The 13,321-nt window shown below is 33.0% G+C and carries 11 protein-coding genes; 3 read left to right on the top strand and 8 right to left on the bottom strand.

Annotated elements, in window-relative coordinates; all coding sequences use genetic code 11:
- Window positions 1-39: 39 nt before the first annotated feature.
- The 4 genes from CP366_RS09565 to CP366_RS09550 form a co-directional block, all read right to left on the bottom strand.
- Window positions 40-534, bottom strand: a complete 495-nt coding sequence (locus CP366_RS09565; protein ID WP_199160550.1) for a hypothetical protein — start codon at window positions 532-534, stop codon at window positions 40-42.
- 83 nt (window positions 535-617) lie between these two features.
- Window positions 618-1,958, bottom strand: a complete 1,341-nt coding sequence (locus CP366_RS09560; protein WP_089147802.1) for an enolase C-terminal domain-like protein — start codon at window positions 1,956-1,958, stop codon at window positions 618-620.
- Between the two features lie 179 nt (window positions 1,959-2,137).
- Complete coding sequence (locus CP366_RS09555; protein ID WP_089147803.1) at window positions 2,138-3,466, bottom strand: enolase C-terminal domain-like protein; 1,329 nt, start codon at window positions 3,464-3,466, stop codon at window positions 2,138-2,140.
- 11 nt (window positions 3,467-3,477) lie between these two features.
- Window positions 3,478-4,803: an SLC13 family permease gene (locus CP366_RS09550; RefSeq protein ID WP_089147804.1), complete on the bottom strand. Its 1,326-nt coding sequence runs from the start codon at window positions 4,801-4,803 to the stop codon at window positions 3,478-3,480.
- A gap of 168 nt (window positions 4,804-4,971) precedes the next feature.
- Between CP366_RS09550 and CP366_RS09545 the strand changes: the two genes are divergently transcribed.
- Entirely contained in the window at window positions 4,972-5,877 is a 906-nt protein-coding gene (locus tag CP366_RS09545; RefSeq protein WP_158227336.1) for a LysR family transcriptional regulator, read from the top strand.
- A 183-nt stretch (window positions 5,878-6,060) separates the two neighbouring features.
- Window positions 6,061-7,431, top strand: coding sequence for an IS4 family transposase (locus tag CP366_RS09540; protein ID WP_089147806.1), 1,371 nt, complete (start codon window positions 6,061-6,063; stop codon window positions 7,429-7,431).
- Between the two features lie 157 nt (window positions 7,432-7,588).
- Here the strand turns inward: CP366_RS09540 and CP366_RS09535 are convergent, their stop codons facing one another.
- The gene (locus CP366_RS09535; protein WP_089147807.1) at window positions 7,589-8,737 is read right to left on the bottom strand and encodes a lactonase family protein; all 1,149 of its coding nucleotides are present in this window, start codon (window positions 8,735-8,737) and stop codon (window positions 7,589-7,591) included.
- Between the two features lie 12 nt (window positions 8,738-8,749).
- Entirely contained in the window at window positions 8,750-9,970 is a 1,221-nt protein-coding gene (locus CP366_RS09530) for a mandelate racemase/muconate lactonizing enzyme family protein (protein WP_089147808.1), read from the bottom strand.
- Window positions 9,971-10,153: 183 nt separating this feature from the next.
- Here CP366_RS09530 and CP366_RS09525 point away from each other — a divergent pair, with 183 nt between their 5' ends.
- Window positions 10,154-11,140, top strand: coding sequence for a hydroxyacid dehydrogenase (locus tag CP366_RS09525; protein WP_233187510.1), 987 nt, complete (start codon window positions 10,154-10,156; stop codon window positions 11,138-11,140).
- A gap of 93 nt (window positions 11,141-11,233) precedes the next feature.
- On the opposite strand, the gene CP366_RS09520 is transcribed toward CP366_RS09525, so the two are convergent.
- Window positions 11,234-12,409 carry an MFS transporter gene (locus CP366_RS09520; RefSeq protein ID WP_089147810.1) on the bottom strand — a complete coding sequence of 392 codons (1,176 nt, stop codon included), beginning with the start codon at window positions 12,407-12,409 and terminating at the stop codon, window positions 11,234-11,236.
- Between the two features lie 113 nt (window positions 12,410-12,522).
- On the bottom strand, window positions 12,523-13,197 hold the full coding sequence (locus tag CP366_RS09515) for a GntR family transcriptional regulator (RefSeq protein ID WP_089147811.1): 675 nt from the start codon (window positions 13,195-13,197) through the stop codon (window positions 12,523-12,525).
- Between the last annotated feature and the right edge of the window lie 124 nt (window positions 13,198-13,321).

Genomic DNA, 13,321 nt, shown 5'->3' with positions numbered 1-13,321 from the left:
AAGTGCCAGATCGTGAATCCGTCGATTCATGATCCAACACTAGGTTAGTATGTTTTCTACCCAATTTTCCAAGTCATCTTTTAAGTTATGCTTTGAATCCTTAAAATAAAAACCACCAGAAGCATACGAAGGAACAACATTATTGTGACCACCTAATAATTTATAAATAGGCATATTGCAAATTTTTCCAAATAAGTCCCACAAAGCAATATCAATTCCACTAATTGCACCTAATTCCAAGCCTCTACGACCATGTGCAATAGTTCCCCAATACATTTTTTGATATAATTGCTCAATATTAGTTGGATCTTGATTTAAGAGCATTGGAGCCAATTGTTTATTAATAATTGTTGCTTGAACTTCTGTAGGATTTCCATAGCTCCAAGCCTCTCCTACACCATACAAATCAGTATCCGTTTCAATCTTTATTAATAAGGCTTGTCTTGCAGGATTTGTTCCCATTGCATCACTAAAAATATATTTGTCTTCATACTTAGCTTTTAATTGGTAAGTTTTTATATTTGTTATTTTCATAACTTTTCTCCTCGTAAAGTTATTTAGTATAAATACTTATTACACTAAAGTACTCTCACCTTTTATTTTTAAGCTTTTATTCATTATCTAACAAATACTGGACGATCTGGATCAAATTTCCAATCTTTCATTAAATACTGCATTGCTCTAGTGTCATCTCTGCCTTTAAAACTTAGCTTTTCATATAATTCATGAGCTTTTTCAAGTTTATCTTCATTGATATTTACACCTAGGCCCGGTTTATCAGGGATCTTAATTTGTCCATTTTCAATTTTTAACGCATCATCACATAATTGCTGACCATCCTGCCAAATAAAGTGAGTATCAACTGGGGTGATCTTTGGTGCTGCTGCTGCAACTTGAGCGTATAAAGCTAAAGTGATATCAAAGTGATTATTTGAGTGTGAACCCCATGTAAGTCCCCAATCATTTAAGATTGCAGCTACTCTTAAAGTCCCTTCAATACCCCAAAAGTGAGGATCAGCCAAAACAATATCGATTGATTTCATTTGAAGAGCCGGATAAAGTTGCTTCCAGTTAACAGCAATCATATTTGTAGCTACTGACATATTAGTTGCATTTCTAAAGTAACTTAATACTTCACGACCGGAAAAGCCGGCTTCTGCATTGGTAGGATCCTCTACATATGTTAGATTATTTCCATACTTTTTCATTAAATTAATTGCTTCATTTAATGACCAACAACCATTTGGATCGATATTGATTCTATAATCTGGAAATGTTTCATGAAGCTTCTTAACAACTTTCATTTCCGTTTCACCATCTAGGACCCCACCTTTTAACTTAAAACTAGTGAATCCATATTTTTCGTGCAAAACCCTTGCTTCATTAACAATCCCATCTGCATCCATAATTTCAGAACGACGAACTTTTGCCCATTCATCAGCACCAGGTTCTTCATCATCGTGAATATATGGCAAATTAATTTTATCTCTATTTGCAACAAAGAACAGATATCCTAAAAATGGTACTGCATCACGATGGCGTCCTTGTCCAATGATATCTACCATTGGCTTATTCAAGAACTTTCCAACTAAGTCAAGTAATGCACATTCAATTGCAGCCTCTGCATGAACAACATATTGTAATTGTGAAATATCCAACTTTTGAATACCTTCTCCAGTATCATCTGGATGTCCAATTTTTTCCTGAATTTCTTTGATAATATTACGATAATCCGTAATTTCTCTGCCCATCACAAAAGGAATATAAGATTCCAATGATTTTCTAATCGGCTCACCACCATGAATTTCAGCGATACCTTTATTACCGCTATCATCTTCAATAATTACAATATTTCTAGTAAAAAATGGATAATGACAACCACTAAGCGTCAAAGTAGGACTATCATAACCTGCAATTGGAACAACTCTAACTTTAGTAACTTTTGGTACAACTGTCATAATGTTTCTCCTCTCGTATCACTTTACTATTAAGCGCTTTCAGTTACATAATAAATTACCATTTTCACAAATAACAGTTACAGAAAGTCCAACACTTGAACTTATTGTTCATCTAAAAATGGCAAAAAACTACTAAACCATGCTTTGTTGCATAATTTAGTAGTTTTTATTATTATCATTTATCTAACCATTGATGGTCTCTTAGGATCAAATTTCCAACCAGGAATGTAAAATTGCATCCCTTTAGCATCATCACGTGCGCCACAGTTATTATCAACATATAACTTATGAGCTTTCTTAACAGCATCCAAATCAACTTCAATGCCTAAACCTTCATTTGTCTTAGGAACAGTTAATTGACCATTTTCAATCTTATATGGATTCTTAGTCAAATTTTGACCATCTTGCCAAATCCAATGAGTATCAACATCAAAAATATGACCTGGTGCTGCTGCTGCAGTATTAGCAACCATAGCAAGTGAAATATCAAAGTGGTTATTTGAGTGAACACCCCAATTAAGGTTGAATTCATTACATAATTGGGCAACTCTAATAGCGCCTTCCATTGTCCAAAAGTGTGGATCAGCCAAAGGAATAGAAATAGCATTTAATTGCAATGCATGATTCATTTGACGCCAATCTGTATCAACCATATTTGTAGCAACCGGCATATGAGTAATTTTTTGAAATTCGCTTAATACTTCACGGCCAGAGAATCCATCTTCAGCACCACATGGATCTTCAATATAGAATAAATCATCTTTCATTTCTTTAGCATAATGAAGAGCTTGCTTCAATGACCAAGCACCGTTCGGATCAATATCGATTTTGGCATCTGGAAATGCTTTATGCAATGCATGAATAGCTTCAACTTCTTCCTCACCATCAAATACACCACCCTTTAATTTAAAGGTCTTAAAACCGTAACGATCATAAGCAGCTTGTGCTTCTTCAACGATAGATTCTGGTGTCATATGTGGTTTACGACGTGTTCTACCCCATTCATCTGAATTATCATCATTTTGAAGATATGGTAAATCAGTTTTGTTAGGATCACCTACATAGAACAGATAACCTAATACCCCAACTTTTTCACGTTGTTGACCATCTCCAAGAAGTGCGGCAACTGGGACATGAAAGTGCTTACCGAGTAAATCAAGATAACAAGTTTCTACTGCAGTAACAGCATGAACTAAAGTACGTTCATCATAGGTTTGATTACCACGGCCGCCTTTATCAACACCAGCAAATTTTGCACGAATCTTTTTAAGTACATTTTTAAATTCACCAATTGAAGATCCAATAACAAAATCTTTAGATCCCTCAATAATCTTTGTTATCTTGGGACCGCCTGGAACTTCACTAACACCCATTTTTCCTTCATCAGTCCACATAATCGTGACATTTCTAGTGAAGAATGGTCCATGAGCACCAGACAAATTTAATAGCATACTATCATATCCAGCAACTGGATAAACTTCCATTTTTACAATTTTTGGAATAGACATTTTTATCTCCTTTATCTAAACGATCCTACTAAAAGTCCTAAAAGAACCCATATGATATTCAGTCCCCAAATTGGGAAGAAGCTTTTCTTTATATAATCAGGAACTGTAAATGAATCTTCTGCAGAACTTGGACCTAAATAAATTTGTGGTTGTGCAATTGGTGAAAGCATTGCTCCCATATTCATAAATAGTGTTGCAACAACTACCATTTCCGGAACACCATAAGCTTTCTCCAAAGTCATAATAATTGGTACCAATACAAAGTACCAAGTATCGTTTGTAAACAAAAACATTAATGGTGCAATTAAAGCAATTATGATGTATACATATGGTCCAACAGATTTTGGTAAAATTTGAAGTAGAACGTGAACCATAGCTTTCATCATACCGCTCTTAGTCATGACTCCCACAACAACACCAGAAAGTAAAATAGTTGGCATTACAGGTACCATAGATTTTGCATACTTTTTCCACAGCTTGTTTTGAAGTTTTTGATCACGGTAATTGATAAGTAAGGCGATTACCATTCCAACTGCAAACAAATAATACTGTGGAAATGTTGGATATACAACCATGCACACAATGATGATTAAAGTTAAGATTACATTAATCCAAAAGAGCTTAGGACGTGCCAGTTCCTCATCATCTTTAACTTGAGAAGCTAACTTCAGTTTTTCATCTTTAGTAGTTTTTTCAACGACTATCTTTTGTTTCTTTTGAACATATAATCCAACTAGATATGCCAAAATTATAAGTAAGATGAAATAAATAATTTGGGTTGGCAATAATTGAGCAGTTAAAGCTGTTCCACTTTTTACTGATGGCATTAAAGAAACCGCTCTTAATGTTCTGGCTGTCCATGGTAAATCAAAGTCCATAATGACACCCATGGTAGTAAAGAACATCAAAATAATTGGATTCATCTTAAATTTCTTATAAAATGGATATAATAGTGGTATAACAATAATGTATTGAGAAGTAACACTTGCATCAAGTCCTACAATCCAAGAAACAAGTAGTGTTAAAACTACCAAAAATGGTGGTGTAATTCTGATATGTCGCAAAACCTTACGTACAATCTCATTGAAAAAACCTGTATCAGCTAGTAATAAAAAGTAAGGTAAAGCAAACAACATAACTAAAGCAACCGAAGTGGTTAATCCTAAACCATATGTTACAGAATTACCAATTTCGTTTGGACTCATACCAACGATTAGTCCACCAATAATTGGAATAATAGCAAACGCAAACATAGCGGTTACTTTTTGGGTTAACAGCAGTATCATAATCAATATAATCATGATAAAACCGACCGTAGCTAGATAAGCTGTCGACATTCTATTCTCCTCCTCTCGAATAGTTTTCAGACACCGATGTGATACTAATAAGCAATTTATCCGCTTACATTCTCATTATGATTGTTGTTTCACCCATTTAACAGTCACTGTTTTTTCGACAGGTGAACAAGAAGTTCTGCTGCCATCATAAGAAAGATGAGGCAAATAATGGATATTAACAAACTTGAAACTTTTTTGACAGTAGCTACATATGGAAGCTTTAAAAGTGCTGCTGAACATCTTTTTTTATCTCCACGTGCAGTTTCAAAACAAATGAATCAAGTAGAAGCAGAAATAGGCGTCAAATTATTTGATAGAAAAAATAATAGAACTGCATTAACATCAGAAGGAAAAGATTTTATTATTACTGCTCGTGATATTGTAAATTCTTATAATAATGCTCTTACAAGAATTAAAACTGGTAATAATAATAAAAGTCCTGAAGTATTAAAAATAGGATTTTCTTCTGCTTATCAGGCAACCATTTTACAAACTTACTTACAAGATTTTTTTGAAAAATATCCAAAAATCAAGTTTAAATTACAAGAGGAAAGTGGAAAAAGACTTGTATCATTAATAAAAGATTATTCACTAGATTGTATAGTTACGCCTTATTACAAAACTAGTGGAAGTGAGTTAACCAATACAGATTTATTACATAGAATAGATATTTTCACTGGGCAAATATACGTTGGCATAAGCCGAGTAAATCCATTAAGCCAAGGCAGTAGTATTGATCTTAATTCTTTAAAAAATTTAGACGCACTTTATTATTCGCCTTTTGGTTCCACTTTCTTAAAACGAGTTTTTCTTAATAAATTTCCAGGTTTAATAAATGAAAACAACATTCGTCCAATGTCAACAATGGAACAACGAAATATGTTAGTTGCATTTAATCAAGGATTTGGATTTTATCCCAGTATAATTGTTGACGAAGCTGAACTAGAAAATCCATTAATAAAGTTTTTACCAATCTCTAATCACTGTAATAGATTTTACTCTTCATCACTTTGGTATAATCCTAAAAATCCAAATCCAGTTTTAAAGAAATTAATTGAATACAAAAAACACTAAAGTTGTAGAAAACCAATGTCATTAAGTTAAGACATTGACAAACTGAATCTAATCTCTTTAGAACCGAATCATTATGATTCGGTTCTTTTTTTGCATAAAATAAAGGCGAAAAGAACCTACCTTTTCGCCCTCTGATTAAATTATTAAACCTTCAAAATTATTGCTAGAAAGCTGGTGTTAATTATGAAAGCCCTTCATAGAAATATTTTAGAGCGTCTTGATCAAATTATCAATGATACTGGAAAGCATATTCACGATTTTATTAATGATCCACATGCCTTCACTAGAAAGCGCACCTTGGATGCAGCTACGGTCATTAAAACTACTATTAATATGCAAGGTGAAGATTTAACTAGCGAGTTATTTAGAGCCTTTGGCAAAAATGCGATTGAAAAGAATGACAAAGTAGTTAGTACTTCTGCCCATGTTCAACGCAAAGGTCAACTTTCACCCGCTTGTTTTAAGCATATTCTGACTGTATTTAATCAGAATTTATTTAATATCCAGTTACCTGATCATAAATATCGTTTATTTGCCATTGATGGTTCCGACTTTAATCAAATTTGGAATCCTAAGTCAGAAAATATCGTACAAGCTTCCAATCACGAGAGAAAACCATATTGTCAAATTCATGTTAATACATTCTATGATCTGTTAAATAATACTTATCAAGACTGCATCTTTCAGCCCAAATCCAAGATGGACGAACGTAAAGCAGCTGTCCAAATGCTTAAAAATTTAGATTGCGGACCATATATAGTCACTATGGATCGAGGCTATAGCAGTTTTAACATGATTGAAAATTGCAATCGTCTGCCTAATTGTTTTTACATAATACGTACTAAAGCGGGACATGGTGCGATTAAAGAAATAGCCGCGTTGCCTGATCAGGAATGCGATAAGGATATTGCTTGCTGGGTAACTACATCAGGCTATTATTACACAACTCATAAAGCCGCAGAGAATGTTCATCATGTTCAACACTTTTATCGTCAGTATATCAAATATCGGTCTAAAAATACTAGAGATGACAGCTGGGACTTTGAAGAATTATGTTCAATAAAATTTCGTGCCTGTAAATTTAGAATTAATGATCCTAAGTCAGGCAAAGAAGAATGGGAAGTCGTTTTAACCAATCTAAATAGAACTGATTACCCTTTAAAAAGGATTAAAGAAATCTACCATTTACGCTGGGGAATTGAAACTTCATTCAAAAAATTAAAATACGCCTTGGGAAGCGTACAGTTTCATTCTAAACAGGACAGATTTATTGAAATGGAGATCTATGCTCATATGATTATGTTTAACGCAGTCAGTCAAATCGATGCGCAAGCATATATACCGCAAAAAAACTGTAAGTATCAGTATGCGATCAATTTTAAACAATCGTGCTTTATTGTCCAAGCCATGTATATAATTTCTTCTTCGACTAAGATCTTCAAGAAAATTCTTATTCAAATTAGCCACTATACAATTCCTATCAGACCGGGAAGAAAAGATCAAAGAAATCTCAAGCCTAAGTCAGCCGTATATTATTTGTATCGTGTAGCCTAATTTCTAAACAAGATTAGGTCTTATTTGGCATGAAAAAAAGATCATCCAAATACGATAAATTGTAAATGAATGATCTAAAAGCTTAAACTATCAATTTGTCAATGTCTTAACTTAATGACATTGTGTAGAAAACCTTAGTGTTTTTTATTTAATTACATTATGCTAAAAAATCGGTTGCTTCAAGTACACGAACACACGCGTCATGTTTAATACCAGTTTGAACTAATGTTAAGTAGCCATCTTTTGGATCTCTCTTAAACAATACTAAATCACGTGACATTTGGTTGGCACATAATAAGTAAGTACCATCTTTACTTAAATCAAAATCACGTGGGGATACGCCTTGAGTTTTAATTGTTTGAATCTTCTCCAGATGTGCACCACCATCAATTACTCTATAAACAGCCAATGAATCATGTCCACGATTAGAAGAGTAAACAAATTTACCATCAGCAGAAACTCTAATACCGGCTGATTGATTATGACCTGCATAACCTTCGGGAATATTTGAGTAGTTTGCAATTCTATCAATATGTCCTGTTTCAGGATCATAGTGAACAACAGCGGTCTTACTACCTACTTCATTTAATACATAAATATAGTTATTAGTGTTCTTATTAAAGGCTAATTGACGAGGACCAAAACCTGGTTCTACTTCATACTCATAAACCTTCTTCAAACTTGCATCATCATTTACATCATAAACTAATAATCTGTCATGTCCTAAAGAACAAACAATTAATCTACCATCAGGTAGTAATCTTGTATAGTGAATGTGTGCAGCATCTTGAACAGCTTTAGGTCCACGTCCTTCAATAGGATAACGATGTGAATCAATAAATTGATAATTATCATCAAGTTTCCAGGTTAAGATTGCATTTGTGTTGTAATTAGCAGCAAAAACCATTTTACGTTTATCATCAAGATAAACATATGAAGGTACTGTATATTTCAATTTATTCCAATAGAAAAGATGATCAAAATAGTTGTATGCTTCATATGATCCTTTTACTGATTGATCAAGCATTGATTCTGAAATTAATTTTCCCTTACCAGTTTTGGGATCAATATCGAATATACCTACACCACCAGTCTTATCATCCTTGGTAATAACAGCGGCAAGTTTATGATCTTTAATTGAATAGTTAAAGAAGGCTGGATTTTCAGCTTTCGTTACTAAATCAATATCTGTAATCTTACCTTTATCAGTATCTAAAGTGGCTGCATAAATTCCTTCTGAATTATTATGCTTTCCACCAGTATAACTATCTGCAGTATAACCACCTAATAAAAATTTATCGATCATTTTTCGTTTCCTCTAATCATCAATAGTAACAGTCTTACATTGTTTAATAATTTCTGGTTTTAATTCTTGTCCAATTCCTGGTCTATCAGGAACATGAACATGACCATTAACCGGAATAAGGTCATCATAAACGGCAGCAGCTCTGTCTTTCTTATACAAAGCACGTTGATATACTTCATGAATAAAGAAATTAGGAATAACTGCCTCAACTTGCAAAGCAGCGGCAATTGCAATTGGAGATCCACAAACATGGACTTGAGCATTAATGTCATAAGTGTATGCCATATCACAAATCTTCTTTGTTTCTGTAATACCACCTGCTAAAGTTAAATCTGGCTGAACAATATCCAATGAACGGTCCTCAAACATTTGACGAAATCCCCAACGAGTAAATGTTCTTTCACCACCTGCTATTGGCATAGGTACTGAATTATGAACAATCTTGTAAAAATTAGAATTCATTGGATCTACAGGTTCTTCATAATACAAGATATCTAATGGGGCAAAAGCTTTTGCCATTTTAATTGCAGAAGTCGTATCACTATTAGCATGCATATCTAAGATAATGTCAAAGTCTGGGCCAGCAGTATCTCTAATTGCTTTAATTCGATCATAAGCAACTTTAATTACACTTTGATTAACGGGACCTTTAGTTACCCAAGGTTTCTTAGGATCTAGTCCCCACATGATTGGATCAAATTTTAAACAATCATAGCCCTGAGCCATCACTTTCTTAGTTACTTCAGCATAATCTTCAGGAGTTGAAAGTTTTGGCTTTTTAGGATCAGGAGCTTCTCCCCAGTTATATTGAAGTTGGCTTGCATAAGATCTCAAATTATCATTTGTCTTACCACCTAATAATTGGTAAACAGGTGTTTTATAGTACTTACCTTTAATATCCCACAAAGCAATATCAATCGCACTAATAGCAGCATAAGGAATTACCCCACCTGCAATACCCCAATAAGTTTTTCTTTGAAGTTTGTTCCAAATTGCTTCAATTTTCATTGGATCTTCGCCAATTATCATATGAGCAAAATCTTGAATCATGCCATATCCTGCTCGCCAACCTTTTCCGTAAGCAAGGCCTGCTTCACCGAATCCAGATATTCCCTCATCGGTATTTACACGAACAACTACTGGGGACCATTCTTCTTTAGATCCAGAACCATTCCCATTGAAACTTACATCTGGACTTGGAACTTTCATTATATCAACACTTGTAATTTTCATAATTCTCTCCATTCCATAAAAAAATATGTTTGAGAGCGCTTTCTTACACTTCAACATTAATAATAGTTATTTTAAATGACTTATAACAGTTCCAAATGGTTCATCACAAGAAATTTTAGTATCTGTATATTTGTTAGCGCTTTATTTACTCTAAAGTTAGATATTTATATGGGAGGTATTATCGTGAAAAAAGTATTACTTAGTGAAAAAATTGATGACTCAGGTATCAAACTTTTGAAAGATAACGGCTTTGACGTAATAGTTTCTAAAGGTATAGATACAAAGAACATGAAAGATGGGCTTAAAGATGCTTACGGTGTAATTATGAGATCTACTCCTTTAAATAAGGAAATGATTGATGCAGCACCAAATCTAAAGATTATCGCTCGTACCGGTACAGGTTTTAATTCAGTAGATATTGATGAAGCCAATAAAAAGGGCATCTTAGTTGCAAGAGTTAACGGTGCCAATTCAAATGCAGTTGCTGAATATGTTTTAACAACAATGCTCATTCTCTCAAGAAAAATTGCGCACGCAAATTCAATGTTAAGAGAAAAGAAGAATGAATTAGCAGAAGACGGTTCTCTTCCAAACTTTGCTGGAAAATATGATTTAAATGGTCATGAATTGAAAGGCAAAACATTAGCCATTTTAGGTTTAGGACATGTAGGCCGTATCACAGCCAGATTTGCCGAAGCATTAGGTATGAAAGTTATTGGTTATGATCCTTACTTAAAGCAAAATCAAGTTAAATGGCCATTATTAGATGATATAAATGATATTTATCCACAAGCAGATTTCTTAAGTATTAATATGCCATTAACAGATGAAACCAAGAATATGATCTCAATGAAGCAAATTAAGATGATGAAGAATTCTGCTATCATTATTAATTCAGCCCGTGGTGGTATTGTTAACGAACATGACTTAGCTGAAGCATTAAATAATAATTTACTTGCTGGTGCTGCTCTTGACTCATTCAATCCAGAACCACCAACACCAGATAATCCTTTATTTAATGCGAAGAATTTAATTATGACACCGCACATGGCCGGAACTACTATTGAAGCATGGCAAGCATTAAGTACTGGCGCTGCTCAAGCAATTGTTGATTATGCTAATGGAAAAATGCCCCAATTTCCAGTTAACCCTGATGTCATAAAGAAATAATTTAGTATTTAAATTATATTTTAAACTTAAAAAAGCCTATTAAATCTTGTCATATCATTTTGATATGAGCTTGATTTAATAGGCTTTTACTTTTTACTTAGCTAATTTTCTCTCTTCATACATTGTAATTAAACCTAATACTCCACCAATAAAGGCTACCAAAATATTCAAAAATACCGTCCCTCTATATCCGGCTATTCCAGGATTATTCTGCTCAATTAACGAAGCAAAATACATAATTGAGGCATTGCCGATGAAGGACATAAATTGAGCAATAGAAATTGCTGTAGCTTTATAATTTGGCATTATTTTAGTTAAAAGAGCAGTACATAACTGATACAAACCACCTGCTGCAAAAACTCCAAATAAGAAAGCTACAATATACATAATCCAGGCTTGTGGTATTACAATCTCAAATAGTAACGATAAAGCTGCTAAAAATGGATATACAGTTAAAATCAATGACTCTTTTACACCTTTACCAACTAAAAATGAAGTTAATAAAACAGAAAGCGCACCGCCAACCGCATAAATTGAAATTAAAATACTAGGTTGAGTAATTCCGCAGCTTTTGGCAAATTCTTGATATGTATTAGTCCACAAATTAAAAGTTGCACAACTAGTGTATCCAATCAAGATTAATGCTAAGCCACCCAAATTGAAATGTATTTTTGCTTTACTTTTTGTTTTTTGTTTCTTAACCATTGGTGGAAATTTACTAAATGATAAAATCACGGAAACAACCAAATATACAATTCCACCAGCTATAAAAAGAACCCTAAAATTAGAATGCGTCAAACTAACCAATAAAATAAAAATTGGTAATATAAATTGCCCTAAACTAATTAAAAATTTGGTCATAACATTTGCTGATGAAGACTTATCAGGAAATGCTTCAATAATAACCGCACTACCTGCTACATAAGAAAATGTATCACCTAATCCATAAAAAATAAATGCCATCATTTTTGCCGCACTTATACTTGGCATGAGCGTCAAAGCAAAATAGTAAACGGCCATACAAATATCACCAAAGATTAAAGGTATTTTTCTTCCAACCTTATCAGTAATTGGTCCATTAAAAATAGTAAATACCAATGATCCTAAATTTAAAATTGAAATCAAAGATAGTACATCTGCAATATTACAATTCCATAGTTGAGCAAGCTGTTCTTTGTACTGCCCTAAAATTGCTAGGTTAATGCCATGCATTACAAATAAACCTAAATAAAGAGTAAGTACAGTAACTTTATACTTAGTATGTTTCATCTTTATTCCTCTCGTATTATAAATAACTTATAATTTATCTAAGTTCATTTTAGATTAAAAGCGTTCTCATTAGCATTCTTAAGAAGTTCAGCACTTGAACAAATGGTTCAATCCTAACGGTAATTTATTGCTTTAGTGTTCATACTCTTTAATGCAATATCTTTAGAATTACTTAAGTGTGTAATTAAATCTTTCTTGGCATCCTCTTTTTTATCATTTAAAATATCTTGCATAATCCTTATATGTTCATTAGCTGAAGCTATATAACGTGAATCTTTACCAATTAGTACTCTAGTTCTTCTGACTTCATTCTCTGCCCTAATCAAAGCTTCTCTTAAAAAGTCATTATCACAGGACATGGTAATTGTATGATGAAATCTATCATCCAAATCAAAAAATAAATGAATATCTTTAATCTGCTTATTTAACTCCTCTTTAGGCTTAATCTTATTCATTAATTCTAGCGTTAGTTTCAATAATTTAGATATTTCATCTCGATTTATTTCTTGCCAATAATTTTCTAGTATAAATGGTCCAAGAAGTAACCGAGTCTCATATGTAAAATTAATTGTTGTTAAAGATAGATTCTTTACTTGAACACCTTTTTTAGGAATTACTTTTAATAAATTTTCTTGTTCTAGCCTACTAAAAGCTTCCCTTAATGGAGTCCTACTAACTTTAAGTTTTTTTTCAAGATCAGTTTCACTTATAAAAGACCCTGGTTCTAACTCACAAGAAATTATCATTCCTTTTACTATCTCATAAATTCTATCTTTTAAAAGTTCCATCTTGTTACTTCCATAATTTTAAATACATATATTACAAATCCATTATAGTTAAAATCGTATCTTGGATCCAGAAACTGTCAAATCTTTTGTGTAAATAGATCTTTCTCGTAAATTGATTTTTTAA

This window comes from Lactobacillus sp. UMNPBX15 (genome assembly GCF_002553785.1).
Lineage (GTDB): Bacteria > Bacillota > Bacilli > Lactobacillales > Lactobacillaceae > Lactobacillus > Lactobacillus crispatus.
This window is presented reverse-complemented; position numbering and strand designations above follow the sequence as displayed.

Excerpts from the sequence above, each read along its gene's own strand:
- CP366_RS09560 (WP_089147802.1), bottom strand. The coding sequence starts at position 1,958 with ATGACAGTTGTACCAAAAGTTACTAAAGTTAGAGTTGTTCCAATTGCA.
- CP366_RS09555 (WP_089147803.1), bottom strand. The coding sequence starts at position 3,466 with ATGTCTATTCCAAAAATTGTAAAAATGGAAGTTTATCCAGTTGCTGGA.
- CP366_RS09550 (WP_089147804.1), bottom strand. The coding sequence starts at position 4,803 with ATGTCGACAGCTTATCTAGCTACGGTCGGTTTTATCATGATTATATTG.
- CP366_RS09535 (WP_089147807.1), bottom strand. The coding sequence starts at position 8,737 with ATGATCGATAAATTTTTATTAGGTGGTTATACTGCAGATAGTTATACT.
- CP366_RS09565 (WP_199160550.1), bottom strand. The coding sequence starts at position 534 with ATGAAAATAACAAATATAAAAACTTACCAATTAAAAGCTAAGTATGAA.
- CP366_RS09540 (WP_089147806.1), top strand. The coding sequence starts at position 6,061 with ATGAAAGCCCTTCATAGAAATATTTTAGAGCGTCTTGATCAAATTATC.
- CP366_RS09515 (WP_089147811.1), bottom strand. The coding sequence starts at position 13,197 with ATGGAACTTTTAAAAGATAGAATTTATGAGATAGTAAAAGGAATGATA.
- CP366_RS09520 (WP_089147810.1), bottom strand. The coding sequence starts at position 12,409 with ATGAAACATACTAAGTATAAAGTTACTGTACTTACTCTTTATTTAGGT.
- CP366_RS09530 (WP_089147808.1), bottom strand. The coding sequence starts at position 9,970 with ATGAAAATTACAAGTGTTGATATAATGAAAGTTCCAAGTCCAGATGTA.
- CP366_RS09545 (WP_158227336.1), top strand. The coding sequence starts at position 4,972 with ATGGATATTAACAAACTTGAAACTTTTTTGACAGTAGCTACATATGGA.